Raw genomic sequence first — 24,786 nt, forward strand, 5'->3', positions numbered from 1 at the left:
CTCCTCAATGCTTGGCCGGTTCGGTCACGGGGGTGGCGGCGACAGCGGGATCACGCCAGGCCACGGCCAGACCGTTCGGATAACGCAGATCGATCCGCGCGATATTGTCCATCTGTGCCTTGAGCACCTGATCGTACAGGCGCATGAAGCGCCGCATCTTTTCCACCAGCTGGTCGCGGCCGAACACCAGTTCCAGGCCCTGACCAGTGGTGAGGTACCAGCTGCCGCGCTCATGCATTTCCAGGCGCGACACGGTGTAACCGAGCGGCCGGAGCATCTGGCTGAACATCTGGTACTGCTGCATCACCTGCTGCTGGGCCCGCTTGGGACCGTACAGCCGCGGTAGATTGTCATAGTTGGCCAGATCCTGCGGGGCAAAAGCCTCACCCTGGTTGTTCAGCAGCGCCTCGTCGCCCCAACGGGCGATGGGCATCTGCTCTTCCAGGCGGATGCTGATCTCGTCCGGCCAGACCCGGCGCACCTCGGCGTGGGCGATCCACGGCATGGTTTCCAGTTCGTGGCGCATGTCGGCCAGGTCGACCTGGAAGAAGGTGGTGCCGACAAAGGGCGCGATCCGCTGCTGCACCGCGGCCTGGCTGATGTAGGAGAGATCGCCCTTGACGCTGACCTTGGCGATCGGCCGGTCGGCATAGGGCAGCAATTTCTGGGCACCCTCATAGGTGCCGAAGCCCAGGCCCAGCAGCAGGAACGGCCAGAGGATGCGCTTGAGCAGGCCCAGGCTGGGGCGTGGCAGGCGTGTCGACAGCGGCTCTTCGGCGACCAGGCGGCTGGCGCCCCGTTGTTCGACGTTGCGCGACCGACCGAAGCCGGGCTGGTTGTGACGTAGGGTGGCGACCAAGGTTCAGCCCTCCACGTGCGCGCCGGCAACAGCGGTTGCCGGCAAGGGGTTGTACGGATGGCGGCTCATGCCGAACTCCCGGTGGTCGCGGCAGTGGCGAACAGCGGATGGCTGAGCAGTTGCGGCGCCAGTGCGCCGATGTCGCCCGCGCCCTGGCAGAGCAGGATGTCGCCCGGGCGCAGCAGTGGCTTGACCAGCGGCGCGATGTTGCTGCCGCGCTCGACGTAGATGGGATCGAGCTGACCGCGCTGGCGGATGCTGTGGCAGAGCTGGCGGCTGTCGGCGCCGGGAATGGGTTCTTCGCCGGCCGGATAGACTTCCATCAGCAAAAGGACGTTGGCATCGGCCAGCACCTGGACGAAGTCTTCGTAGAGATCGCGGGTGCGACTGAAGCGGTGCGGCTGATAGACCATCACCAGCCGGCGCTCGGGCCAGCCGCCGCGCACGGCCTTGATCACCGCGGCGACTTCACGGGGATGGTGACCGTAGTCGTCCACCAGCATGACGCTGCCACCGGCGACCGGCAGCTCGCCATAGACCTGGAAGCGCCGCCCCACTCCCTGGAAGCCGGACAGGCCATTGAGGATGGCCTCGTCGCTGACACCTTCGTCGGTGGCGATGGCGATGGTCGCCAGGGCATTGAGCACGTTGTGCACGCCCGGCATGTTGACCGAGACCGCCAGCGGTGCGCGGCCCTCGCGTAGCACGGTGAAATAGGTGCGCATGCCTTCCTGGCGGATATCCACGGCACGGACGTCGGCATCCTCGGCGGTACCGTAGGTGACGGTGGGCCGGGCGACCTGGGGAATGATCTCACGCACCACCGGATCGTCGACGCAGAGCACGGCCAGGCCATAGAACGGCAGGTTGTGCAGGAAATCGACGAAGGTGCGCTTGAGCCGATTGAAGTCACCTTCGTAGGTGCTCATGTGGTCGGCGTCGATATTGGTGACCACGGCAACCATGGGCTGCAGGTGCAGAAAGCTGGCGTCGCTCTCGTCGGCCTCGGCGATCAGGTAGCGGCTGGTGCCTAGCTGGGCATTGGTACCGGCGGCATTGAGGCGGCCGCCGATGACGAAGGTCGGGTCCAGGCCTTCGGCTGCGAACACCGAAGCGATCAGGCTGGTGGTGGTGGTCTTGCCATGGGTACCGGCCACGGCGATGCCGTGACGATAGCGCATAAGCTCGGAGAGCATCTCGGCGCGAGGCACTACGGGAATGCGCTGCTCGAGGGCGGCGGAGACTTCCGGATTGGATCTGTTGATGGCACTGGACACCACCAGCACGTCGACCTGATCCAGGTTCTCAGCGCGGTGGCCGATGTAGATGCGCGCGCCGAATTGCTGCAGGCGCGCGGTCACCGCGGATTCCTTGAGGTCCGAGCCCGAGACTTCGTAACCCAGGTTCAGCAGCACCTCGGCGATGCCGCACATGCCGACGCCGCCGATACCGACGAAATGGATGCGCCGGATGCTGCGCATGCGCCGAACTTCGGCCTGGATGGCACTTTGCGACTTAACCACGGGCTACCTCCAGACAGGCGTCGACGACTGCACGGGTGGCATCGGGTTTGGCCAGGGCACGGCTGCGAGCGGCCATGCCGGCAAGACGTTCGGGATGCATCAGGACCTCGGTAAGCTGCGCGGCGAGATCCGCCGGGCGGGTGGAATGTTGCGGCAGCACCACACCGGCACCGGCGCGCTCCAGGAAGCGCGCATTGCTGGTCTGGTGGTCGTCGATGGCGTGCGGCAGGGGGATCAGCAGCGCCGGCAGACCGGTGGCGGTCAGCTCGGCGACGGTCAGGGCACCGGCCCGGCAGATCACCAGATCGGCCCAGGCATAGGCGGCAGCCATGTCGGCGATGAAGGGCTGGACATCGACCTCCACGGCGACGTTGGCATAGCGCTCGGCGGTCACCTCGGCATGCTGGCGACCGGCCTGGTGGCGCACATTGGGTCGCAGGCCCGCGGGCAGCTGGGCCAGGGCGTCGGGCAGCAGCTTGTTGAGCGGCTCGGCGCCCAGGCTGCCGCCCAGTACCAGCAGATTGGCGGCGCGCTCTTCCAGCGGCGCGCGGGTCACCGGGGCGAAGAGCTCGGCGCGTACCGGATTGCCGGTGGACAGACGCTTGGCGGACGCCGGGAAGGTGTCGGCGAAGCCTTCGCAGACCCGTGCGGCCATGGGCACCAGCAGACGGTTGGCGGTGCCGGCATGGGCATTCTGTTCGTGGATCACCAGCGGGATGTTGCACAGCCTGGCGGCCAGGCCACCAGGACCGGTGACGAAGCCACCCAGCCCCAGCACGCAGACCGGCTTGAGCCGGCGCATGAGCCCCATGGCCTGCATGAGCGCCCCGCTGAGTTGCAGCGGCGCCTTCACCAGGGAGCGCACGCCCTTGCCTCTCAGGCCGGTGACCGGGATGTGGTGCAGGGTGATGCCGGCCTTGGGCACCACGTCGTTCTCGATGCCGCGCGGGGTACCCAGCCAGTGCACGGTATAGCCGCGGGCTTCGAATTCACGGGCGCAGGCCAGGGCCGGAAAGACGTGCCCGCCGGTACCGCCGGCCATGATGAGGACGTTAGCGGACATCGGCGAAATCCTCTTCGGTGAATTCCACATCCTCGGTATCCACCAGGGTGCGTCTCTCCCACTCGATGCGCAGCAGCAGGCCCATGCTCACGCAGCAGATCACCAGGGAGCTGCCGCCGTAGCTGAGGAACGGCAGGGTCAGGCCCTTGGTCGGCAGCAGGCCGACGTTCACGCCGATGTTGATCAGGAACTGGCCGATCCAGAGCATCGACAGGCCGTAGGCCACATAGGCCGAAAAGAACTGCTTGGACTGCTCGGCCCAGTGACCGATGAACAGCCCGCGCACGCAGACGAAGAGGAACAGGCCGACGGTGGCCATGGCCCCGATCAGGCCGAGTTCTTCGGCCAGCACGGCGAAGAGGAAGTCGGTATGGGCTTCGGGCAGATAGAACTGCTTTTGGATGCTGTTGCCGAGGCCGAGACCGGTCCAGCCGCCACGACCGAAGGCGATCAGCGCCTGGGTCAGCTGATAGCCGGAGCCGAACTGGTCAGCCCAGGGATCGGTGAAAGTGATCAGGCGCTGCATCCGGTAGGACTGGGTCTGCACCAGCACGAACACCGCCAGCACGGCCAGGGCGACCATCATCAGGAAGCGGAACAGACCGACGCCGCCAAGGAACAGCATGGCACCGGCGGCGCCCATCATCACTACGGTGGCGCCGAAGTCGGGTTCGCGCAGCAGCAGCATGGCCATCGGCAGGAGCACGATGAAGGGCTTGAAGAAGCCGGCCCAGGTGTGGCGCACCTCATGCTGACGACGAACCAGGTAACCAGCCAGATAGAGCACCACGAAGACCTTGGCGATCTCCGAGGGCTGCACGTTGAAGATGCCGAAGCCGATCCAGCGCAGGGAGCCGTTCACCTCGCGGCCGATGCCAGGCACCAGTACCGCCACCAGCAGGAGGAAGGCGATGATCAGCAACGGAAAGCCGAAGCGCTGCCAGGTGGCCATGGGGATCAGCATCACCACGCCGCAGGAGACGAAGCCGATCGCCAGGTAGACCAGGTGGCGGTACATGAAGTACAGCGGATTGCCCGACTGGGCGGCGGCCACTTCGGAGGAAGCCGAGGTCACCATCACCAGACCGAGGCCGAGCAGCAGCAGGCAACCCGCCAGCAGCGGGAAGTCCAGGTCGATGCCGTGGCGGCTGGCCAGCGGCGAGGGATAGGGGCGCAGCAGGCTGAGGATCATGCCAGAGCTCCCACGGCCTGGGCGAACAGCCGTCCGCGTTCTTCGAAATTGCGGAACATGTCGAGACTGGCGCAGGCCGGCGACAGCAGCACGGCGTCGCCTGGCTGGGCCAGCCCGCGACTCTCGGCCACGGCTTCTTCTAGGGTGGTGACATGCACCTGTTGCACGGTGGCCGGCAGGATCTCGGCGATCCGTGCCGCATCGCGCCCCAGCAGCACCACGGCGCGACAGTGACGCGCGATGGGTTCGCGCAGGGCACTGAAATCGGCGCCCTTGCCGTCGCCACCAGCGATCAGCACCAACTGGCCGGCGATGTCATCACCCAGGCCTTCGACCGCAGCCAGGGCAGCGCCGACGTTGGTCGCCTTGGAATCATTGTAGTAGCTGACGCCCGCGACCTCGCCGACCCACTGGCAGCGATGCTCCAGACCCGGGAAGGCGCGCAGGGCCTCCAGCATGGGTGCCAGCGGCAGACCGGCGGCCTGGCCCAGGGCCAGTGCGGCCAGGGCATTGCTGTGGTTGTGGGTACCGCGGATCTTGAGTTCCTCGACATCCAGCAGGTTGTCGAAGGCCAGCGCCAGATAGCGACGGCCCTCCTCCTCGCGAATGCCGAAGGCACGGAAATCGGGCCGTCCCAGGCCGAAGGTCAGGCGCGGCACGTCATCGCCGATCAGCGGCCGCGACAGGGCATCGTCGCGATTGACCACCACCTGGCGGGCGCCACGGAAGATGCGGTGCTTGGCCTGGTGATAGGCCGGCATGCCGGTGTAGCGATCCATGTGGTCTTCGCTGAGGTTGAGCACCGTGGCCACCTCGGCGTCGAGTCGCTCACAGGTCTCCAGCTGGAAGCTCGACAGCTCCAGCACATAGAGTTCGACGTCATCGGCCAGCAGGTCCAGCGCCGGGGTACCGAGGTTGCCCCCCACGGCCACCCGCTTGCCGGCGCGCAGCGCCATGTCACCCACCAGGGTGGTGACGGTGCTCTTGGCGTTGGAACCGGTGATGGCGACGATGGGTGCCCGGGCCTGGCGCGCGAACAGCTCGATATCGCCGGACAGCCGCACGCCGCGGGCGGCGGCTTCCTGCAGCGCCGGCGTTTCCAGGGCCAGGCCGGGACTCACATAGAGCTCGGCCGCGCGGGCGAGGAAGTCGACATCCAGCTCGCCGCAGCGCACCTCGACCTGGGGATACTGGGTTCTCAGGGCCTCCAGTTCCGGCGGCTGTTCCCGCGTGTCGGCCACGGCGAAGGGCACGCCCCGGCGCGCGAGAAAGCGCACCAGCGACATGCCACTCTTGCCGAGGCCGACGACGATACGGAACTGGTCGGAAGCGATGAGCACTGCGATTACCTCAGTTTCAGGGTGGCGAGACCGAACAGCACCAGGATCACGGTGATGATCCAGAAGCGCACGATGACCCGCGGTTCGGGCCAGCCCTTCAATTCGAAATGGTGGTGGATCGGCGCCATGCGGAAGACGCGCTTGCCGGTCAGCTTGAAGGAGGCAACCTGGATGACCACCGAGAGGGTCTCCATGACGAAGACGCCACCCATGATGAACAGCACCACTTCCTGGCGGACGATCACGGCGATGGTGCCCAGGGCGGCGCCCAGCGCCAGGGCGCCGACGTCACCCATGAACACCATGGCCGGATAGGTGTTGAACCAGAGAAAGCCCAGGCCCGCCCCGATCAGGGCGCCGCAGAAGACGATCAGTTCGCCGGAGCCTTCCACATAGGGAATCAGCAGGTAGTCGGCGAATTTCACGTTGCCCGACAGGTAGCAGAAGATGCCCAGGGCGCCGCCGACCATCACGGTGGGCATGATCGCCAGGCCGTCGAGGCCATCGGTGAGGTTGACCGCGTTGCTGGAGCCGACGATAACGAAGTAGGTCAGCACAACGAAGAAAATCCCCAGCGGGATCTCGATGTTCTTCAGCAGGGGCAGGATCAGCGTGGTTTCGATCGGCGCCTTGGCCGTGACATAGAGGAAGATCGCCGCCCCCAGGCCGAATACCGATTGCCAGAAGTACTTCCAGCGACTGGGCAGACCGCGGGAATTCTTCTCGATCACCTTGCGATAGTCGTCGACCCAGCCGATGGCGCCGAACAGGAAGGTCACCGCCAGCACGGTCCAGACGTAACGGTTGTGCAGATCGGCCCACAGCAGGGTGCTGATGCCGATGGTGGTCAGGATCAGGGCGCCGCCCATGGTGGGGGTGCCGGATTTGGACAGGTGCGACTGGGGGCCATCGTTGCGCACGGCCTGGCCGATCTGGCGGATCTGCAGGGTGCGGATCATCCAGGGGCCGAGCCACAACGACAGCAACAGGGCGGTCAGAACGCCCAGAATGCCGCGCAGGCTGAGGTATTGGAAGACGGCGAAGCCCTTGTAGAACTGTTGCAGGAACTCCGCCAACAGCAGCAGCATCAGTGTTTCTCCTCGGTGTTGATAGCGCAGAGCGCGGCGACGACCTTGTCCATCGCGGCGCTGCGGGATCCCTTGATCAGCAGGGTGGTTCCGGCCCGGTCCTCGTCCGCCAGGGCCTCAATCAGTTGTTCGCGATCGGTGAAATGCCGGGCCTCGGCGCCATAGGCGCGGGCCGCATGGGCCATCGAGGGACCGACGCTGTAGAAGGCATCCACCTTGCCGCGGGCGTGCTCGCCCACCTCGCGATGGCCCTGCTCGGTCCACTCGCCCAGCTCGGCGATGTCGCCCAGGACCGCCACCCGGCGGCCCGGCAGGGCAGCCAGCAGGTCGATCCCGGCCTTAACCGACGCGGGGTTGGCGTTGTAGCTGTCGTCGATGACCTGGGCGCCGCGCTGGCTGGTGCGGGTCAGGGTGCGGCCCTGGACCGGTGCCGCGGCGGCGAGACCACGGGCGATGGTGGCCAGCTCCAGCCCCAGGCTGAGCGCTGCGGCCGCGGCGGCCAGGGCATTGCCGACGTTGTGGGCACCCAGCAGCTGCAGGGTGACCGGCGCCTGGCCTTGGGCAGTGTGCAAGAGGAAGCTCGGGCGGCCCTGGGCATCCAGGGTCACCTCGCTGGCGCGGACATCGGCGCGGGCGTCCAGGCCGAAGGCGACGACGCTGCGACCGGCAGCGCGGCGCTGCCAGGTCTCGAAGGCGGCGTCGTCGCGATTGAGCACCACAGTGCCCGCCTCGCCCACGCCTTCGATGATCTCGCCTTTGGCTTCGACGATACGATCGACGCCGCCGAATTCGCCCACATGGGCCTGGCCGGCATTGGTAATGATAACGACATCCGGGCGTGTCATGCTCACGGTGTAGGCAATGTCGCCGACATGCGAAGCACCCAGCTCGATGACGCCATAGGCATGCTCGGCGGCCAGTTGCAGCAGGGTCAGGGGCGCGCCGAGGTCGTTGTTCAGATTACCCTGGGTGGCCAGGGTGGCGCCCTGCTGACGCAGGATGGCGGCGAGCAGCTCCTTGACCGTGGTCTTGCCACTGGAGCCGGTCACGGCAGCGAGCTTGCCCTGGAACAGATCACGATTGAAGGCGCCGAGGCGACCCAGCGCCAGGCGGGTATCGGCCACCACCAGCTGGGGCAGCTGGACCTCGGGCACGGCCCGCTCCACTAAGGCTGCCGCGGCACCCTGGGCGGCCACGTCGGCCAGATAGGCATGACCATCGAAGCGCGGCCCGCTCAGGGCGACGAAGAGCTGCCCGGCCACGGCCTTGCGACTGTCGGTGCCGACGCCGTCGAACAGGGCATCGGCACCCAGCAGATTGCCGGTCAGGGCCTCGGCCACTTCGGTGAGGGTGAAGGTTCTAAGCATGCTGTCGCTCCCAGGCGGTCAGGGCCCGCTCGGCCTGGTCGAGATCGGAAAAGGGATGACGGACACCGGCGATTTCCTGGTAGGGCTCATGGCCCTTGCCGGCCAGCACCACGATGTCCTGGGCGGTCGCCGCGGCCACGGCCTGGGCGATGGCCGCTTCACGCCGGCCGGCGAAGCTCACCTGCTCGGGATGCGCGAAGCCGGCGCGGATGTCGGCAACGATGGCGGCCGGATCCTCGGTACGGGGGTTGTCGTCGGTCACCACCACCTGATCGGCCAGGCGCTCAGCCACCGCGGCCATCTCCGGCCGCTTGCCGCGATCGCGATCGCCACCACAGCCGAACACGCAGACCAGGCGACCCAGGGCACCGACATGGGGCCGCAGGGCGGTGAGCACCTTGTCTAGGGCATCGGGGGTGTGGGCGTAGTCCACCACCACAAGCGGTCGCCCGGCGCCGCCCAGGCGCTGCATGCGTCCGGCCGGGCCCTGCAGCTGCGGGAGGATGGCGAGGATGTCGGCCAGCGCATGACCGAGCCCCAGCAGGGCACCGATGGCGGCCAGCAGGTTGCTCAGGTTGAAGCGTCCGATCAGCTGGCTGCGCAGCTCACCGGTACCCTGGGCGGTGACCAGCCGGGCGCGCACGCCGTGGTCGTCGAACTGGATGGCCTGGCAATGGAGGCTGGCGGCCGGATCGCTCAGGCTGTAGGTCAGGGTCGCGGCCGGACTGGGGCGAGCCGCCAGCTCGCGGCCAAAGGCATCGTCCAGATTGAGGACGCGGGTACCGAGCCCCGGCCAGGCGAACAGTTGGGCCTTGGCTTCGCCATAGGCGGCCATGGTCCCGTGATAATCGAGGTGATCGCGAGACAGGTTGGTGAAGACCGCGACCTTGAAGGCCAGCGCCGCCACCCGACCCTGGGCCAGGCCATGGGAAGAGACTTCCATGGCGACGGTAGTGGCGCCGTCCTCGGCCAGTTCGGCCAGGGTCGCCTGGAGCTTGAGGGCATCCGGGGTGGTGTGACGGCCTTCGGCGAGGGCGCCATGAAAGCCGCTACCCAGGGTGCCGACGATGCCGCAACGCTGACCGAGCAGGTCGCAGGCCTGGGCGATCAACTGGCTGACACTGGTCTTGCCATTGGTACCGGTGATGCCGACCAGCGCCAGGCGCCGGCTCGGCTCGCCATGGAAACGACCGGCGATGGCGGACAGCCGCGCGGCCAGGCCCTCGACGGCAACCAGGGGAATGTCCAGGGCCGGCAGTGCGGGAGCGTCCTTCGCCTCATAGGCGATGGCCGCGGCGCCGCGTTCGGCAGCGCTGGCGATATGGGCACGGCCGTCGCTGTGCAGACCGGGAATGGCCAGGAACAGCGAGCCCGGGCGGACCTCGCGGCTGTCCAGTGCCAGACCGCCGATGTCGACGGCAGTGGCAGCTTCAGGCAGGAGGTCGGTCAGCAGGCGGCTCATCGATCACGCTCCCCGACCAGCAGCGGCTTGCCGGCCTGGGCCTGCTGCACCGGCAGCGGCTGGAGGTTATCCGGCTGGATGTTCATCAGGCGCAGGGCGCCGGACATCACGCGGCTGAACACCGGTGCCGAGACCACGCCACCGTAGTAGCCGCCCTTGCTCGGACGATCGATCACCACCACCGCGGCCAGGCGCGGATTGCTGGTGGGGCCGAAGCCGGCGAACAGCGAGCGATAGGAATTCTCGGCATAGCCACGGGTGCCGGTGCTGGTCTTGCGCGCGGTACCGCTCTTGCCAGCGACGTGGTAGCCCGGCACCTGAGCGCGGAAGGCCCCGCCCGGAGCTTCCACGACCTGCTGCAGCATGCCCTGCAGGGTCTTGGCAACGCGTTCTTCCACCGCCTGATCGCTGGCCGGGGCCTTGTCCAGGCGCACCATGGACAGCGGCACCGAGCGACCGTCGTTGGCCAGCACCGAATAGGCATGGGCCAGTTGCACGGCGGTTACCGCCAGGCCATAGCCATAGGACAGGGTCGCGGTCTCGGCCGGACGCCAGGTGCGATGGTTGGGCAGATTGCCGACCCGCTCGCCGGGAAAGCCCAGACCGGTGTCCTGGCCGAGGCCCACGGCGCGCATGGCGTTGTAGATGTTCTCGCCACCGACGTCGAAGGCGATCTTGCTCATGCCGACGTTGCTGGACTTGATGAGGATGCCGGTCAGGTCCAGGGCGCCGTCGCTGTGGGAGACGTCCTTGATGGTGTAGCGACCGATCTGCAGCGAACCGGGATAGACGTTGACCTTGTCGGTGGGCTTCCAGCGACCGCTGGCGAGCGCCGCGGTCATGGAGATCGGCTTCATCACCGAGCCGGGCTCCATGACGTCGATCATCGCCCGGTTGCGCATGGCGGCCGGTTCGAGACTGCGGCGATTGTTGGGGTTGTAGGTGGGCATGTTGACCATCGCCAGGACCTCGCCGGTCTTGACGTCGACGATGGTCAGGCTGCCGGCCTCGGCTTCGAACTGGGTCAGGGCATTGCGCAGTTCGCGCGCGGCGAGATACTGCAGCCGCAGGTCGATGGACAGCGCCAGGGTATTGCCCGGCTTGGCGTTCTTGGCGACCTGGACATCGCGGATCAGCCGACCGCGGCGATCCTTGACCACCTGGCGACGACCCGGCACGCCGGACAGCCACTCGTTGAAGGCCAGTTCGATGCCTTCGCGGCCGTGATCGTCGATATCGGTGAAGCCGACCACATGGGCCGCCACCTCACCCGCCGGATAGAAACGCCGAAATTCCTCGATGTCGTAGACACCGGGAATCTTGTGCGCCTTGACCTGGCTCATCACCGCCTCGCCCTGCTCGGGCGTCAGGCCACGGGCCAGGTAGAGGAATTCCTTGCTAGCGTTCTGCTCGATGCGCTTGGCCAATTCCGCACGTGGCTGGCCGACGGCATCGGCCAGGGTCGCCCAGCGATCCTCGGCGCCCAGCAGTTCCTTGGGATTGATCCACAGGGTGGTGACCGGCGTACTCACGGCCAGGGGCTCGCCGTTGCGATCGGTGATCAGGCCACGGTGTGCGGGAATGGGGATGGTGCGCACGCTGCGCGCATCGCCCTGCCCCTTCAGAAAGGCCCGGTCGATCACGTGCAGATCGACGATGCGCCAGATGATGGTGCCGACCATGACCAGCAACAGCCCGATAATGAGGCTGAAGCGCCATGGCAGGCGCGCGATCAGGCCTTTCACGGATTGACCATCCGGATTTCGGTCGGATCGGGAATGCGCATCTGCAATTGGCCGCTGGCCAGGGCCTCGACACGACTGTGTGCGGTCCAGGTGCTCTGCTCCAGCAGCAGCCGACCGTATTCGGCCTGGGCCTTGTCGCGGATGGCCATCTCGCCATAGAGGGTGTTGAGCAGCTGGCGATTCCAGTGGGCGCTATAGGCCACGGCTACCGCCGACAGCAGTACACCGACGAACAGCACCAGCATGACGCTGCTGCCCAGGGGCAGTTTCTTGACGAAGAGCCGGCTCATTTCAGCTTCTCGGCAACGCGCATCACGGCGCTGCGGGCGCGGGGATTGGCGGCCAGTTCGGCTTCGCTGGCATAGGCCGGCTTGCCCAGCAGGCGCAGCGAGGGCTCGAAGACCGTGGCGCGGATCGGCAGGTCGCGCGGCAGCTGGTCGGCCTCGCCCTTGGCCAATCGGCGCATGAATTGTTTGACGATGCGGTCTTCCAGCGAGTGGAAGCTGATCACTACCAGCCGGCCACCCACGGCCAGTTGCTCGTAGGCCGCCTGCAGGCCCTGCTCCAGATCGCTCAGTTCGCGATTGATGTAGATACGCAGCCCCTGGAAGGCACGGGTAGCAGGATGCTTGCCCTTTTCCCAGGCCGGATTGGCCTCGGTGAGCACCTTGGCCAGGTCGCCGGTACGTTCGAAGGGCTGGACTTCACGACGCTGCACCACGGCGCGCGCCATGCGCTTGGCGAAACGCTCTTCGCCGAATTCCTTGAATACCTGGGCGATGTCGGCCTCGGGCGCCGTGGCGATCCAGGCGGCGGCACTCTGCCCCCGACTCGGATCCATGCGCATGTCCAGGGGGCCGTCCTGCATGAAGCTGAAACCGCGCTCGGGATCGTCGAGCTGGGGCGAGGACACGCCCAGATCCAGCAGCACGCCATCGACCTGGCCGGACCAGCCACGGCTGACGAGCTCATCACCCAGTTCGGCGAAGCTGCGCTGGACGATCTCGAAGCGGGGATCTTCCGCGGCCAGGGCCTGGCCGGCGGCGATCGCCTGGGGATCCTTGTCGAAGCCCAGCAGCCGCCCTTCTCCACCCAGCAGGCGCAGCACGGCCCGGCTGTGTCCGCCGCGGCCGAAGGTGCCGTCCAGATAACGGCCGGCAGGCTGGATGGCCAACGCCTGTACGGCCTCGTCCAGAAGAACGGAGACGTGGTGGAAGACTGGGTTCATGGTCACAGGATCAAATCGCGCATTTCATCCGGCATACCGCCGGGTTCCTTAATCGCCAGGAGATCCGCGTCGCACACGGCACTCCAGGCGTCCTCATCCCATAACTGGAACTTGTTGAGCTGACCGACCAGCATCACGCGCCGGTCCAGCTTGGCGTATTCACGCAGGCGCGGCGGAACCAGGAAACGGCCACTGCCGTCGAGCTCCAGATCCACCGCATTGCCGATCAGCAAGCGCTGCAGGCGGCGAGTCTCCTCACGCAGCGAGGGCAACTGCCGCAGCTTGCTTTCGATGATTTCCCATTCCGGGAGTGGATAGACGCAAAGGCAGGGGTCGACGGCATCGATCGTCACGATGAGCTGGCCGGCACAACGCTCCAACAGCTCGTCACGATACCGGCTCGGCATCGCGGCGCGCCCCTTGGCGTCGAGACTGATGGCGTTCGCTCCCCGGAACAATTTCGCGTCCTCTAATAGGCTGTCCTTGCCATTAAATCCCACTTCGCCCCACTTCGTACCACCGGCCGCCACTATATTGAGGAGGGCCGCTTTCAGTCAAGGTAAGCGAGGGGGTAGCCAGGCCGCGTGGGACGGGGATTTCGAGCAAATTGCACGAGTTCACGGCCAGGACGAACGACATCGATTTCCGACAAACGGAAATGAAGTCAATTGATTGGCTCAATTGATTAAAGTGATGTCTTAAGAAGAGGTCTCAGACCCCGGGCGCAGAGGCCAGGAGGGAGGGGTGCGAGAGCCGACCTGTAAGCCGGGTTCTGTCGAGGACAGTCATTCCTCTGGGACAACCATCGCTGATTGCCTCTAGCGACCTACCCGAATCCAGCGCGGGCCACGCCTATGGATTCCTATTTGGTCTTGCTCCAGGTGGGGTTTACCTAGCCACGAACTGTTGCCAGCCGTGCGGTGCGCTCTTACCGCACCTTTTCACCCTTACCGGCGCTTGCGCGCTTAGGCGGTTATTTTCTGTGGCACTTTCCGTAGGCTCACGCCTCCCAGGCGTTACCTGGCACCTCGCCCTATGGAGCCCGGACTTTCCTCCCTCGCAACCCTTGCGGATCACGACAGCGACTGCCCGGTCGGCTCTCGCGGCGCAAGGGTATAGAGACTGGGGCGGATAACAAGGAAAGATGCCCACTAATTCACCCTGACTCAGCCCGGCTCGCCCTTGCGCTCCAGGGCCAGCTGATAGAGCTGGTTCTTGCGCGCGCCGGTGATCTGGGCGGCCAGAGCAGCGGCGCGCTTGATCGGCAGCTCGGCCAGCAGCAGATCGAGGATGCGCAGGGTCTCGGCATCGACCTCCGCGTCCTCCGGCGCCGCCCAGCCACCCACCAGCAGTACGCACTCGCCGCGCTGCTGATCCAGATCCGCGCGGATCCAGGCCAACAGCTCGCCGGCGGGCAGGCCGCGCAGGGTCTCGAAGGTCTTGGTCAATTCGCGCCCGAGGACGATGTGTCGCTCAGGCCCGAAGGTGCTCACCATGTCGGCCACGCAATCCTCGATCCGATGGGGCGCCTCGTAGAAGATGAGTGTGCGCGGGTCTTCGCGCAGCGCCGCCAGGCGTCCCTGCCGGCCTACCGCCTTGGCCGGGAGGAAACCTTCGAAGCTGAAGCGATCCGAGGGCAGACCGGCCGCCGACAGCGCCGCGACCAGGGCGCAGGCGCCGGGAATCGGCGAGACCCGGACGCCCTGGGCGCGCGCCGCCCGCACCAGGTGAAAGCCCGGATCGGAAATCAGCGGCGTGCCCGCATCAGAGATCAGGGCGACGTCTTCCCCCGCCAGCAGCCGGCTGATGAAGCGGCCACCGGCATCGCGTTCGTTGTGATCGTGACAGGCCGCGAGCGGCGTCTCGATGCCGAAATGACGCAGCAGCCGCGCCGAATGACGGGTGTCTTCGGCGGCGATCAGGGCCACTTCGCGCAGGACCTTGAGCGCGCGGGCGGTGATGTCGTCCAGGTTGCCGATGGGCGTGGCAACCACATAAAGAGTACCCGGCGAAATCATGATGAAACCTGACGGACTGGAAATAGCCCAACAGTGTACGCCGCTCTCGCCCTCGGCGTTCGCAGCGCTTGGGTGCTGTGAGACAATCGCCCCCTTTCCAGACTTTTGCTCAGGAACCACAGCATGAAGTTCCGCCTGCGTCCGCTGCTCTGCGCCACCGCCTTCGCCCTGCTCGCCGCCTGCAGCAGCTCGCCCGTCAACAACGCCCTCGGCGACCTGCCCCAGTCCAGCCAGGCGAGCATCGAGCAGCTGCTGAATCAGGCCGGCTCCAGTCAGTCCGAGCAGGCCAATCTGCTGCGCCTGACCGCCGCCGACAAGGCCTATGCCCAGCAGAATTCCCGCGAAGCGCGGCAGATCCTCGGCTCCATCAATATCGAAGGCCTCAAGCCGGCACAGCAGATGTTTGCCCAGACCCTGCTGGCCCAGCTCGACCTGCTCGACAAGCAGCCGGCCCAGTCGCTCAAGCGTTTCGACCACCCGAGCTTCGCCCAACTGGGCGAACTGCCGGCCCAGCAGCAGATCCGCAGCGGCCTGACCAAGGCCGCGGCCCAGGCCGCCAACGGCCAGCCGCTCGCCGCCGCCCAAGAACGCATCTTCCTCGGCCCGCTGCTGGACGGCGACGCCGCCCATGACAACCGCGAGCAGATCTGGCAGCTGGTAACCAGCCTGCCGGACGCGCAGTTGCGCCAGAGCGTGAAGGACGCCGACCTCAATGGCTGGCTGGCGCTGGCCGCCATCACCCGCGGTAACCTGGCGCTGGATCAGCAGCTCGCCGCCATCGAGGAATGGCAGAAGCAGAACCCCGGCCATCCCGCCGCGCGCAATCTGCCCGATGACCTGGAGCGCCTGAAGACCCTGGCGCGGGAACCGCTCAATCGCGTCGCCCTGCTGCTGCCCCTGCAGGGCCAGCTCGCCGGCGTCTCGCGCGCGTTGCAGGACGGCTTCATGGCCGCCCGCTACGAAGCCCTGGCCGCCGGCCAGAGCGCCCCGGCGGTGACCGTCTACGACAGCACCCAGATGGGTTCGCTGGACGCCTTCTACCGCCAGGCCCAGGCCGCCGGCATCCAGCTGGTGGTCGGCCCGCTGGAGAAGAACTTCGTCAAGCAGCTGGGCGATCGCCCGCAACTGCCGATCAATACCCTGGCGCTGAACTATGGCGACAGCCAGGGCGCCCAGCCGCCGCAACTCTTCCAGTTCGGCCTGGCCGCCGAGGACGAGGCCCGCGAAGCCGCGCGCCGGGCCTGGGCCGACGGCAAGCGCAGTGCCGGCGCCATGGTGCCCCAGGGTGACTGGGGTACCCGCGTGCTGGCCGCCTTCCAGAACGAGTGGCAGCAGTTGGGCGGTCGCCTGGTGGCCGCCGAGCGCATCGGCCAACCGGTCGAGATCGCCAATCGCATCACCAGCCTGTTGCAGATGCGCCAGGGCATGGACTTCATCTTCCTCGCCTCGACCCCGGCCCAGGCCCGCCAGATCAAGCCAATCCTGGTCTACCAGAACGCCCGTGATCTGCCGGTATATGCCACCTCCAACCTCAACAGTGGCGTCAACGAACCCGGCGTGAACCAGGATCTCAACGGCATCCTGTTCTGCGAAACCCCCTGGCTGCTCGACCCGAGCAATCCGCTGCGCGCCAAGATCACCGCCCAATGGCCGCAGGCCGGCACCAGCATCGGTCGGCTCTATGCCATGGGCGCCGATGCCTACCTGCTGGCGCTGCACCTGCAGCAGCTCAAGGCCCTGCCCAACTCCGAACTGCCGGGCCTGTCCGGCAATCTGAGCGTGGCGCCCGACCAGCGCGTGGTGCGTCACCTGCCCTGGGCGGAATTCCGCAACGGCGTGGCCCAGCCGCTGCCGGCCAACAATGCACCATTGCCCACCACCAGCGTGCCGGCTTCGCTCAGCACCCCGTGAAGCAGGCGCCGCATCTCCAGCGCGGCAGGCAAGCCGAGGATCGCGCCCTGCAGTTCCTGCAGACGCGCGGCCTGCGGCTGATCGCCCGCAACTGGCGCTGGCAGGGTGGCGAGCTCGATCTGGTCATGCTCGACGGCGATACAGTAGTATTCGTCGAGGTACGCGCCCGCAGGCACACCGCCTGGGGCGGCGCCGCGGAAAGCATAGATGCCCGCAAGCGGCAGCGACTGGTCAACAGCGCCGCCCTCTTTCTGCAATCCGAAGCGCGCTGGGCCAAGCGGCCCTGTCGTTTCGACGTGATCGCGATCGGCCCCGGGGCCGACGCGTCCCCTCAGGCACTCGAATGGATCAAACAGGCCTTCGACGCCTGAGGCCCTCCACAGCACAGGTCAAAGATATCGCGATGGACACCCACGCCCGCATCCAGAAACTCTTCCGGGACAGCATCGAAACCAAGCGTCAGGCCATGGAAGTCCTGATTCCGCATATCGATCTGGCCAGCCAGGTCATGGTTGCGGCCCTGCTCAACGAAGGCAAGATTCTCACCTGCGGCAATGGCGGCTCCGCCGGCGACGCCCAGCACTTCTCCTCGGAATTGCTGAATCGCTTCGAGCGCGAGCGGCCCAGCCTGCCGGCCCTGGCCTTGACCACCGACACCTCGACGCTGACCTCCATCGCCAACGACTACAGCTACAACGAGGTGTTCTCCAAGCAGATCCGCGCTTTGGGTCAGCCGGGCGACATCCTCCTGGCCATCTCCACCAGCGGCAATTCGGCCAACGTGATCCAGGCGATCCAGGCTGCTCACGACCGCGAGATGACCGTGGTCGCCCTCACCGGCCGCGACGGCGGCGGCATGGCCTCCCTGCTGCTGCCCGAAGACGTCGAGATTCGCGTGCCTGCCAAGGTCACCGCCCGCATCCAGGAAGTGCACCTGCTGGTGATCCACTGCCTGTGCGACCAGATCGATCAGCAACTGTTTGGAAGCGAAGAATGAAGAAGGCTCCCCTGCTCGCCATCCTGGCGCTGTCCTTTGCGGTCGCCGGCTGCAGCAACGTGGTCACCGCCAGCCGCGACAAGCCCATCGACGACAACCGCGGCACCCGCACCCTGGGCAGTACCGTGGACGACGCCCTGATCGAGACCAAGGCCTCGGTCAACATCTCCAAGGCCAACCCCGATCTGGCCAGTTCGCACATCGTGGTGGTGAGCTACAACGGCGTGGTGCTGATCGCCGGCCAGACGCCGCGCGCCGATCTCAAGGCCCAGGCCGAACAGGCCGTGCGCAGCGTGCAGCGGGTCAAGACGGTGCACAACGAACTGCAGGTGACCGGCAACTCCTCGCTGCTGGCACGCAGCAACGACTCCTGGCTGACCACCCGCATCAAGACCCAGATGTTCGCCGATGAAGACATCCCCGGTTCGCGCATCAAGGTGGTCACGGAGAACGGCATCGTCTATCTGCTGGGCCTGGTGACCCAGCAGGAAGGCGCCCATGCCGTGCAACTGATCCAGAGCGTCTCGGGCGTGCAGCGCATCGTCAAGCTGTTCGAATACATCAACTGATCCCTATTCGCCGCCCAATAAAAAGCCCCGCATCAACGGGGCTTTTTATTGGGCGGCGTGCCTCAGGCAGCCTGCCACTCGCTTTCGGCCTCGTCACGGGTCTTGGACAGGCGTACCTGACTGCCATCCACCGACTGGACCCAGCTCAGCGGAATGTAGTGATGCTTGCCATCGGCATCCTGATCGCGCTTGGTCAGCTTGATGCGATCGGCGCCTTCCATATGGTCGACGGTGCCCACGTGCTGGCCGTCCGAACCGACAACTTCCGCATGCTCTTTGATCTGGGTTGCATCTACCATGGTGGTTCTCCGGCAGGTTAAGAAAAAGGAGGCGCCTCTCTGAGTGCCTGCAGGATAGGAGGCGCAAGACGTCGTCTGGGTTCGGCCCATGCCGACGAAAGGCCATCATGACGGTCAGAAGCCCGCGACCTGTGAAGAGGATCCATCGATGAGCGACGAGCCGAGCAAGCTGACCCGTTCCAAGGAGCGCTGGGCCCAGGAGGGACGTTTCCTCACCGGCCAGGGTGCGCGTGCGGAAAGCGAGCGTCTGCCACCTGGCCAGCACCGCGTCAGCAACTGGCCGGTCCTGGATCTGGGCATCCGCCCGGAGGTCAGCCGGGAGCGTTGGCAACTGGCGGTGACCGGCGCGGTCCGCAAGACGCTGCGCTGGAACTGGGAGACCTTCGCCGCGCGGGCGACTACCGAGACGGTCAGCGACATGCATTGCGTCACCACCTGGTCACGCTATGACAATCGCTGGATCGGTCTGCCGATAGCAGAATTGCTCGACGAGGTGCAGCCGCGGGACGAGGCGACCCATGTGCTCCTGCACAGCCATGACGGTTACATCACCAATCTGCCGCTGGCCGATTTCGCCGCGCCGGGCGCCATGCTGGTGCACAGCTGGGAAGGCCAGCCGCTGACGGCCGAGCACGGGGGGCCGGTACGGGCCCTGATCCCGCATCTCTATCTGTGGAAAAGCGCCAAGTGGCTCAGGCGCATCGACTTCCGGGTCGGCGACACGCCTGGCTTCTGGGAAATGCGCGGCTATCACGACCGCGGCGATCCCTGGCAGGAGCAGCGCTATTCCGAGGACGCCTGAAGGCGCCTCAGTGCGCCGCCGGGGCCAGCTGCAGCTCTACCGGATCGCCGGGATTGAGGCTGCGGATACGGAATTCGTCGCGGCTGAGGCTGAGGATTTCCGTGGGATAGGTGATGCCTTCCTCGATCATGTTCAGGCCCTTCTCGGTGCGCGTCCAGCGGCCCAGGGAGGGCTGGCTGCTCGGCGACGCCATCACCAGGGTGCCGTCGCTTAGGAAGACGTAGAGCATCCCCGGCTCGATGCTGTTGCTGGTCTTGATCTGCCAGACCTTGTTGACGAAGCCTTCTTGGGCACTGCCCTGCTTGTCGCGCCCGCCCTGACCGTAGCCGATCAGTCCGGCCACGATACAGAGCGCACCTATCACCAGCACCACCACGCGCCAGTAACGACGCGCCTTGTCTTGCAAACTCATGTCACTCCTTGGGTGTTCTTGAGGCTGGCCAGGTAGGTGCCCAGCGGGGGGCGCTCCTGGAAATAGCCATGCAGACCGGCAAAGATCGAATCGGCCAGCTGCTTCTGGTGGCGACTGTCGAGCAGGCGCCGGCAGTCGCGATCATTGGAAATGAAGCCCGTCTCGACCAGGATCGAGGGGATATCCGGCGATTTGAGCACAGCGAAGCCCGCCTGCTCCACTCGTTTCTGGTGCAGGTTGGTGATGCTCGACAATTGCCCCAGCACCTTGTGGCCCAGGTCCAGGCTCGACGAGATGGTGGCGTTCATCGACATGTCCAGCAGCACACCGGCGAGCATGGGATCGCGCCCCTTGAGAATCTCGTTGGCGCCGATCAGGTCGACGTTGTTCTCGCTGTCGGCCAGGAAGCGTGCCGTGGTGGAAGTCGCGCCACCCTCGGACAGGGCATAGACCGAGGCGCCATAGGCGGTACGCCGCGGCGCGGCATCGGCATGCACCGAGACGAACATGTCGGCGTTGTAGCTGCGGGCGACCTCGACGCGCTTGCGCAGCGGCACGAAGAAGTCGTCGTTGCGCACCAGCTTGGCCTTGAAGCCCTTCTGCAGGTTGATGCGGCGCGCCAGATTCTGCGCCACGATCAGGGCGATGTCCTTTTCCCGATCGCCCCGGGCGCTCAGCGCACCCGGGTCCTTGCCGCCGTGACCGGCATCGACCACCACCATGATGTCGCGACCCGTGGCCAGGCCCTTGCCGCGCTTGACCTCCAGTGGCGGCTCGGCGTCGGCCGGCTTGCGGGCAGCCACCACCGGCGCTCCGGCGCGCTTGAGATCGAGCACCAGACGATTGGCCGCGCCTTCGCCCGGACCAAGGATGAAGCTTTCCACCTCTACCGGATGGGCCAGCTCCAGCACCACCCGGGTGTCCTGGGCGCCATAGTGAGCGCTGCGCACGGCGCGCACCGGCGATCCCTGCAGGGCGAGGTGATTGAGCACCGCGGGGGCCTGGGTATCGGCGAGATCGAGAATGATGCGATCCGGCGCGACCAGGGTGAAGGTCTTGTAGCGCACCGGTCCGGTGAGATCGAAGACCAGGCGGAGCTTCTCGGCATCCTGCCAGGCCCGGGCACCCTTGAGTTGCTGCCGGGCGGCAAACGCCGGCAACCCGACGGGCAAGGTCATGCCAGCCAGGATCAGATTGAGCAGACGACGGCGATTCATGAGGTCCTCGCGAGAAACGAGAAACGGCTGGGAAGTTACAACATAACGCTAAAGATCGCTTGCCGCCTGGTCTCTGTCAACTGCCATTCGGACAAAATAATCCTTAGAAAACGGGGGCATAGCGTTCGTTTGCAGAATCAGCTTTAGATACAGTCACTTGCCGAGGCCAGCAGCCGGTCCGTCAAAGTGACAAACCGCGAGAAGTGCGACGGAGAGCGAATTTATCGGCGCCGCCATCGTCGAAGTGTCAGGCACTTCCGCCTTTGAAGGAATCACACCATGAACAAGAAGATTGCTGTCGCGACCGCGCTGCTGGCTGGCACCGTGCTGGCGGGCTGCTCCTCGGTGAAGAACACCGCCGACTACACCGTGGGCCGTGTCGAATTTCGCGAGCAACCGCTGGTGAAGCAGGTGGACAAGGGCATGAGCAAGGCTGACGTGCTGCGCCTCGGTGGCACCCCGTCGAGCACCTATACCCGCAAATTCCGTCCCGGCACCTGCAACAACTATGTGCTCAACAAGGATGGCAAGGAGCAGGTCTATTCGATCGGCTTCGATAGCATGAACCGCGTCGACAGCAAGGACTTCGAGACCTGCGAAAGCGCCGATCGCGCCTGAGCCGGGAGCTGACCGGCCGGCCAGGCCGGGTGTCCTGAAGGACGCTGGCGGCGTCTGATGGACAGGATGGGCGAGCGGCAGCACCATGGGCCCTCGCCATTCCCGATCGCTGCGCCAACCTCCTGCACTGTGGATCGACGCAGGCGCGGCCAGCGCCGCCAGGTTCTACCCATCGTTCCAAGGAATTCAGGCATGTCCAGACGTCACCTCATACTCACAGCTGCGGTGCTTTCCCTGACTGGCTGCGGTGGCTATGACTACAGTTGCGATGCGGCCAAGACCGCCGAGCTGGTCCGTCAGCAATACGCCCAGACCATCAACGAGATCTATGCGGACGACATCGCCGCCGGCCAGCCTGCGCTGGAAGCCGGCCAGGTGTCGCTGGTCGACATCAAGACCCAGGAAGAACCCTCGGACAGCGGCGAAGCAGGCTTCTATACCTGCAACGCGACCGTCGAGGCCACCTGGCCCAAGGCCGCCCTCGAGCGCCTGGCTCCAGCTGCCGCCCAGCTGGCCAGTGTCGGCGCCATCCTCGAGAACGGCCACCTGCGCCATGCGCTGAGCTACGAGTCCTCGCTGGAAGGCAGCGACAAGCAGCGCGTCGACATCACCCTGCCCGAAGCCGTGGACCTGAGTCTCAAGACCCTGGCCGGCCAGGAGCCCATGGACGAATATCTGGAAGACGCCCCCGACGGCGAACAGGAAGCGCCCTAGGCCTTGCCTGAAAAGTGCCTGCGCTCGGTCATGCGGCGTTAAAAATCCGCTGGGTCGCCAGTCCGATCGGAATGCTCATTTACCCTTCGTGAAATCGAGCGCGAGTCCGATCCGCTTCCTCACGGATTTTTGCCTTGCCTGACCATCGCTCGGCGACTTTCAGGCAAGTCCTACCCCTTGGACGCCGGCCTGCTGTGCAGTGCTGGCGCCCGGGTGTATGATCCGAATTCCCCTCCGCCAGCATCCTCCGGCGGGTTCGTGAGCCCTGGCAGCCCCTGTGGAGATCCCGCATGGCGTGGCCGCCCTCCGGCCCGGCAACCGTCACTCCGCGTTTGCACCGTGCCTCGTCTGCGCTCACGATGACCAGAACCGTGATCTAGAAAGCCGCCTCGGAGAGACGCTTCATGCCTGACTATCGCTCGAAAACCTCCACCCAGGGCCGCAACATGGCCGGCGCCCGGGCGCTCTGGCGCGCCACCGGGATGAAGGACGAAGACTTCAAGAAGCCCATCATCGCCATCGCCAACTCCTTTACCCAGTTCGTGCCGGGCCATGTCCATCTCAAGGACCTCGGCCAGCTGGTCGCCCGGGAGATCGAGAAGGCTGGCGGCGTGGCCAAGGAATTCAACACCATCGCCGTGGACGACGGCATCGCCATGGGCCACGACGGCATGCTCTATTCGCTGCCGAGTCGCGAGATCATCGCCGACGCCGTGGAATACATGGTCAATGCCCACTGCGCCGATGCCCTGGTGTGCATTTCCAACTGCGACAAGATCACCCCCGGCATGCTGATGGCCGCCCTGCGCCTGAACATCCCGGTGGTGTTCGTCTCCGGTGGCCCCATGGAAGCCGGCAAGACCAAGCTGGCCAGCCATGGCCTGGACCTGGTGGACGCCATGGTCATCGCCGCCGACAGCTCGGCCAGCGACGAGAAGGTCGCCGAATACGAACGCAGCGCCTGCCCCACCTGTGGCAGCTGCTCGGGCATGTTCACCGCCAACTCCATGAACTGCCTGGTCGAGGCCCTCGGCCTGGCCCTGCCCGGCAACGGCTCGACCCTGGCCACCCACGCCGACCGCAAGGAGCTGTTCCTGCAGGCCGGCCGCACCATCGTCGAGCTGTGCCGTCGCTACTACCAGGAAAACGACGAGTCGGCGCTGCCGCGCAACATTGCCTGCCATGCGGCCTTCGAGAACGCCATGACCCTGGACATCGCCATGGGCGGCTCGACCAACACCATCCTGCACCTGCTGGCCGCCGCCCAGGAGGCGGAGGTGGACTTCGATCTGCGCGACATCGATGCCCTGTCGCGCAAGGTGCCGCAGCTGTGCAAGGTGGCGCCGAACATCCAGAAGTACCACATGGAAGACGTGCACCGCGCCGGGGGCATCTTCAGCATCCTCGGCGAACTGGCCCGCGGCGGTCTCCTGCATGCCGATCTGCCCACCGTGCACAGCCGGACCCTGGGCGAAGCCATCGAGCGGTGGGACATCACCCTGACCCAGGACGAGGCGGTGAAGACCTTCTTCCGTGCCGGTCCCGCCGGCATCCCGACCCAGGAAGCCTTCAGCCAGGCGACTCGCTATGACACCCTGGACGACGACCGCGCCGAGGGCTGCATCCGCAGTGTCGCGCATGCCTATTCCCAGGAAGGCGGTCTGGCCGTGCTCTACGGCAACATCGCCCTGGACGGCTGCGTGGTGAAGACCGCCGGCGTGGATGAATCCATCCATGTGTTCGAGGGCAATGCCAAGGTCTTCGAAAGCCAGGACGCGGCGGTGCGCGGCATCCTCGCCGACGAGGTCAAGGCCGGCGACATCGTCATCATCCGCTACGAAGGGCCCAAGGGCGGCCCGGGCATGCAGGAGATGCTCTACCCCACCAGCTACCTGAAGTCCAAGGGCCTGGGCAAGCAGTGCGCCCTGCTCACCGACGGTCGCTTCTCCGGCGGCACCTCGGGCCTGTCCATCGGCCATGCCTCGCCGGAAGCCGCGGCGGGCGGTGCCATCGGCCTGGTGCGGGATGGCGACAAGGTGCTGATCGACATTCCCCAGCGCAGCATCAACCTGCTGGTGAGTGACGAAGAGCTGTCCCACCGCCGCATCGAGCAGGACAAGCTGGGCTGGAAGCCGGCACAACCCCGTGCCCGCCGCGTGACCACCGCGCTCAAGGCCTACGCCCTGCTGGCCACCAGTGCCGACAAGGGCGGCGTGCGCGACAAGGCCCTGCTGGGCTGATTCGCAGGTTCCGAGGGACGGCATCCGCCGTCCCTCGGACGCTCCGCCCCACCTTCCCGCCGGCTTTCTCCGCTCTATTTCGCCCTTCCGCTCGCGTCCTTTCCTCTGCGCTTCGCCTACCG

Annotated in this window: 24 protein-coding genes and 1 other RNA gene; 8 read left to right on the plus strand and 17 right to left on the minus strand. The window is 66.1% G+C overall.

The genetic code is table 11. From position 1 onward, the window contains the following. Positions 1-4 precede the first annotated feature (4 nt). From BGI51_RS02170 to rsmI, 14 genes are all read right to left on the minus strand, one after another. Complete coding sequence (locus BGI51_RS02170) at positions 5-859, minus strand: cell division protein FtsQ/DivIB (RefSeq protein WP_133862549.1); 855 nt, start codon at positions 857-859, stop codon at positions 5-7. Between the two features lie 65 nt (positions 860-924). Beyond that, entirely contained in the window at positions 925-2,340 is a 1,416-nt protein-coding gene (murC, locus tag BGI51_RS02175; protein ID WP_252977276.1) for a UDP-N-acetylmuramate--L-alanine ligase, read from the minus strand. A gap of 34 nt (positions 2,341-2,374) precedes the next feature. Next, on the minus strand, positions 2,375-3,445 hold the full coding sequence (gene murG, locus BGI51_RS02180; RefSeq protein ID WP_187980176.1) for an undecaprenyldiphospho-muramoylpentapeptide beta-N-acetylglucosaminyltransferase: 1,071 nt from the start codon (positions 3,443-3,445) through the stop codon (positions 2,375-2,377). Then, complete coding sequence (gene ftsW / locus BGI51_RS02185; RefSeq protein WP_133862632.1) at positions 3,435-4,634, minus strand: putative lipid II flippase FtsW; 1,200 nt, start codon at positions 4,632-4,634, stop codon at positions 3,435-3,437. Before ftsW ends, murG begins: the two co-directional genes overlap by 11 nt. Next, positions 4,634-5,977, minus strand: a complete 1,344-nt coding sequence (gene murD / locus BGI51_RS02190; RefSeq protein WP_187980177.1) for a UDP-N-acetylmuramoyl-L-alanine--D-glutamate ligase — start codon at positions 5,975-5,977, stop codon at positions 4,634-4,636. Before murD ends, ftsW begins: the two co-directional genes overlap by 1 nt. Positions 5,978-5,982: 5 nt before the next feature. Continuing rightward, complete coding sequence (gene mraY, locus BGI51_RS02195; protein ID WP_007162057.1) at positions 5,983-7,065, minus strand: phospho-N-acetylmuramoyl-pentapeptide-transferase; 1,083 nt, start codon at positions 7,063-7,065, stop codon at positions 5,983-5,985. Further along, positions 7,065-8,432, minus strand: coding sequence for a UDP-N-acetylmuramoyl-tripeptide--D-alanyl-D-alanine ligase (locus BGI51_RS02200; RefSeq protein ID WP_187980178.1), 1,368 nt, complete (start codon positions 8,430-8,432; stop codon positions 7,065-7,067). The genes mraY and BGI51_RS02200 overlap by 1 nt, the downstream gene beginning before the upstream one ends. Further along, the gene (locus tag BGI51_RS02205) at positions 8,425-9,894 is read right to left on the minus strand and encodes a UDP-N-acetylmuramoyl-L-alanyl-D-glutamate--2,6-diaminopimelate ligase (protein ID WP_187980179.1); all 1,470 of its coding nucleotides are present in this window, start codon (positions 9,892-9,894) and stop codon (positions 8,425-8,427) included. The genes BGI51_RS02200 and BGI51_RS02205 overlap by 8 nt, the downstream gene beginning before the upstream one ends. Next, positions 9,891-11,576: a peptidoglycan D,D-transpeptidase FtsI family protein gene (locus tag BGI51_RS02210; RefSeq protein WP_437179444.1), complete on the minus strand. Its 1,686-nt coding sequence runs from the start codon at positions 11,574-11,576 to the stop codon at positions 9,891-9,893. Before BGI51_RS02210 ends, BGI51_RS02205 begins: the two co-directional genes overlap by 4 nt. Before the next feature lie 59 nt (positions 11,577-11,635). Continuing rightward, positions 11,636-11,929 (minus strand): cell division protein FtsL, encoded by a 294-nt coding sequence (gene ftsL, locus BGI51_RS02215; RefSeq protein WP_059315975.1) that lies wholly within the window; start codon positions 11,927-11,929, stop codon positions 11,636-11,638. Next, a complete protein-coding gene (gene rsmH, locus BGI51_RS02220) occupies positions 11,926-12,867 on the minus strand; it encodes a 16S rRNA (cytosine(1402)-N(4))-methyltransferase RsmH (RefSeq protein ID WP_187980180.1) in 942 nt (313 codons plus the stop codon). The genes ftsL and rsmH overlap by 4 nt, the downstream gene beginning before the upstream one ends. Positions 12,868-12,869: 2 nt before the next feature. Next, complete coding sequence (mraZ, locus tag BGI51_RS02225; RefSeq protein ID WP_007162063.1) at positions 12,870-13,325, minus strand: division/cell wall cluster transcriptional repressor MraZ; 456 nt, start codon at positions 13,323-13,325, stop codon at positions 12,870-12,872. 287 nt (positions 13,326-13,612) lie between these two features. Then, positions 13,613-13,968: RNase P RNA component class A (gene rnpB / locus BGI51_RS02230), an RNA gene on the minus strand. 65 nt (positions 13,969-14,033) lie between these two features. Then, entirely contained in the window at positions 14,034-14,885 is an 852-nt protein-coding gene (gene rsmI / locus BGI51_RS02235; RefSeq protein ID WP_187980181.1) for a 16S rRNA (cytidine(1402)-2'-O)-methyltransferase, read from the minus strand. Positions 14,886-15,008: 123 nt separating this feature from the next. Here rsmI and BGI51_RS02240 point away from each other — a divergent pair, with 123 nt between their 5' ends. Genes BGI51_RS02240 through BGI51_RS02255 form a run of 4 tightly spaced genes read left to right on the plus strand, consistent with a single transcriptional unit; the run spans position 15,009 to position 18,362 of the window. Continuing rightward, a complete protein-coding gene (locus BGI51_RS02240; protein ID WP_187980182.1) occupies positions 15,009-16,796 on the plus strand; it encodes a penicillin-binding protein activator in 1,788 nt (595 codons plus the stop codon). Continuing rightward, positions 16,793-17,167: a YraN family protein gene (locus BGI51_RS02245; RefSeq protein ID WP_183632876.1), complete on the plus strand. Its 375-nt coding sequence runs from the start codon at positions 16,793-16,795 to the stop codon at positions 17,165-17,167. The genes BGI51_RS02240 and BGI51_RS02245 overlap by 4 nt, the downstream gene beginning before the upstream one ends. 32 nt (positions 17,168-17,199) lie before the next feature. Then, positions 17,200-17,793, plus strand: coding sequence for a phosphoheptose isomerase (locus BGI51_RS02250; protein ID WP_007162067.1), 594 nt, complete (start codon positions 17,200-17,202; stop codon positions 17,791-17,793). After that, a complete protein-coding gene (locus BGI51_RS02255; protein WP_133862560.1) occupies positions 17,790-18,362 on the plus strand; it encodes a BON domain-containing protein in 573 nt (190 codons plus the stop codon). Before BGI51_RS02250 ends, BGI51_RS02255 begins: the two co-directional genes overlap by 4 nt. A 62-nt stretch (positions 18,363-18,424) precedes the next feature. On the opposite strand, the gene BGI51_RS02260 is transcribed toward BGI51_RS02255, so the two are convergent. Continuing rightward, positions 18,425-18,661, minus strand: coding sequence for a DUF2171 domain-containing protein (locus BGI51_RS02260; protein WP_133862561.1), 237 nt, complete (start codon positions 18,659-18,661; stop codon positions 18,425-18,427). Positions 18,662-18,809: 148 nt separating this feature from the next. On the opposite strand from BGI51_RS02260, the gene BGI51_RS02265 reads away from it, so the two are divergent. Then, positions 18,810-19,463 carry a sulfite oxidase-like oxidoreductase gene (locus BGI51_RS02265; RefSeq protein ID WP_187980183.1) on the plus strand — a complete coding sequence of 218 codons (654 nt, stop codon included), beginning with the start codon at positions 18,810-18,812 and terminating at the stop codon, positions 19,461-19,463. 7 nt (positions 19,464-19,470) lie between these two features. On the opposite strand, the gene BGI51_RS02270 is transcribed toward BGI51_RS02265, so the two are convergent. Both BGI51_RS02270 and BGI51_RS02275 read right to left on the minus strand, forming a co-directional pair. Continuing rightward, positions 19,471-19,875 (minus strand): hypothetical protein, encoded by a 405-nt coding sequence (locus BGI51_RS02270; RefSeq protein WP_133862563.1) that lies wholly within the window; start codon positions 19,873-19,875, stop codon positions 19,471-19,473. Next, positions 19,872-21,092: an N-acetylmuramoyl-L-alanine amidase gene (locus BGI51_RS02275; RefSeq protein ID WP_133862564.1), complete on the minus strand. Its 1,221-nt coding sequence runs from the start codon at positions 21,090-21,092 to the stop codon at positions 19,872-19,874. The genes BGI51_RS02270 and BGI51_RS02275 overlap by 4 nt, the downstream gene beginning before the upstream one ends. Before the next feature lie 279 nt (positions 21,093-21,371). On the opposite strand from BGI51_RS02275, the gene osmE reads away from it, so the two are divergent. From osmE to ilvD, 3 genes are all read left to right on the plus strand, one after another. Further along, entirely contained in the window at positions 21,372-21,710 is a 339-nt protein-coding gene (gene osmE, locus BGI51_RS02280) for an osmotically-inducible lipoprotein OsmE (protein WP_133862565.1), read from the plus strand. Between the two features lie 192 nt (positions 21,711-21,902). Further along, complete coding sequence (locus BGI51_RS02285) at positions 21,903-22,424, plus strand: hypothetical protein (RefSeq protein ID WP_132832850.1); 522 nt, start codon at positions 21,903-21,905, stop codon at positions 22,422-22,424. A gap of 404 nt (positions 22,425-22,828) precedes the next feature. After that, the gene (ilvD, locus tag BGI51_RS02290) at positions 22,829-24,664 is read left to right on the plus strand and encodes a dihydroxy-acid dehydratase (RefSeq protein WP_133862566.1); all 1,836 of its coding nucleotides are present in this window, start codon (positions 22,829-22,831) and stop codon (positions 24,662-24,664) included. Positions 24,665-24,786 lie beyond the last annotated feature (122 nt).

The sequence above is a fragment of the Pseudomonas oryzihabitans genome (assembly GCF_014522265.1).
Taxonomy (GTDB): domain Bacteria; phylum Pseudomonadota; class Gammaproteobacteria; order Pseudomonadales; family Pseudomonadaceae; genus Chryseomonas; species Chryseomonas aestiva.

Excerpts from the sequence above, each read along its gene's own strand:
- murC (WP_252977276.1), bottom strand. The coding sequence starts at position 2,340 with ATGCGCAGCATCCGGCGCATCCATTTCGTCGGTATCGGCGGCGTCGGC.
- murG (WP_187980176.1), bottom strand. The coding sequence starts at position 3,445 with ATGTCCGCTAACGTCCTCATCATGGCCGGCGGTACCGGCGGGCACGTC.
- mraY (WP_007162057.1), bottom strand. The coding sequence starts at position 7,065 with ATGCTGCTGCTGTTGGCGGAGTTCCTGCAACAGTTCTACAAGGGCTTC.
- BGI51_RS02200 (WP_187980178.1), bottom strand. The coding sequence starts at position 8,432 with ATGCTTAGAACCTTCACCCTCACCGAAGTGGCCGAGGCCCTGACCGGC.
- BGI51_RS02205 (WP_187980179.1), bottom strand. The coding sequence starts at position 9,894 with ATGAGCCGCCTGCTGACCGACCTCCTGCCTGAAGCTGCCACTGCCGTC.
- BGI51_RS02210 (WP_437179444.1), bottom strand. The coding sequence starts at position 11,576 with ATGGTCGGCACCATCATCTGGCGCATCGTCGATCTGCACGTGATCGAC.
- ftsL (WP_059315975.1), bottom strand. The coding sequence starts at position 11,929 with ATGAGCCGGCTCTTCGTCAAGAAACTGCCCCTGGGCAGCAGCGTCATG.
- rsmH (WP_187980180.1), bottom strand. The coding sequence starts at position 12,867 with ATGAACCCAGTCTTCCACCACGTCTCCGTTCTTCTGGACGAGGCCGTA.
- rsmI (WP_187980181.1), bottom strand. The coding sequence starts at position 14,885 with ATGATTTCGCCGGGTACTCTTTATGTGGTTGCCACGCCCATCGGCAAC.
- BGI51_RS02240 (WP_187980182.1), top strand. The coding sequence starts at position 15,009 with ATGAAGTTCCGCCTGCGTCCGCTGCTCTGCGCCACCGCCTTCGCCCTG.
- BGI51_RS02250 (WP_007162067.1), top strand. The coding sequence starts at position 17,200 with ATGGACACCCACGCCCGCATCCAGAAACTCTTCCGGGACAGCATCGAA.
- BGI51_RS02255 (WP_133862560.1), top strand. The coding sequence starts at position 17,790 with ATGAAGAAGGCTCCCCTGCTCGCCATCCTGGCGCTGTCCTTTGCGGTC.
- BGI51_RS02260 (WP_133862561.1), bottom strand. The coding sequence starts at position 18,661 with ATGGTAGATGCAACCCAGATCAAAGAGCATGCGGAAGTTGTCGGTTCG.
- BGI51_RS02265 (WP_187980183.1), top strand. The coding sequence starts at position 18,810 with ATGAGCGACGAGCCGAGCAAGCTGACCCGTTCCAAGGAGCGCTGGGCC.
- BGI51_RS02270 (WP_133862563.1), bottom strand. The coding sequence starts at position 19,875 with ATGAGTTTGCAAGACAAGGCGCGTCGTTACTGGCGCGTGGTGGTGCTG.
- BGI51_RS02275 (WP_133862564.1), bottom strand. The coding sequence starts at position 21,092 with ATGAATCGCCGTCGTCTGCTCAATCTGATCCTGGCTGGCATGACCTTG.
- osmE (WP_133862565.1), top strand. The coding sequence starts at position 21,372 with ATGAACAAGAAGATTGCTGTCGCGACCGCGCTGCTGGCTGGCACCGTG.
- BGI51_RS02285 (WP_132832850.1), top strand. The coding sequence starts at position 21,903 with ATGTCCAGACGTCACCTCATACTCACAGCTGCGGTGCTTTCCCTGACT.
- ilvD (WP_133862566.1), top strand. The coding sequence starts at position 22,829 with ATGCCTGACTATCGCTCGAAAACCTCCACCCAGGGCCGCAACATGGCC.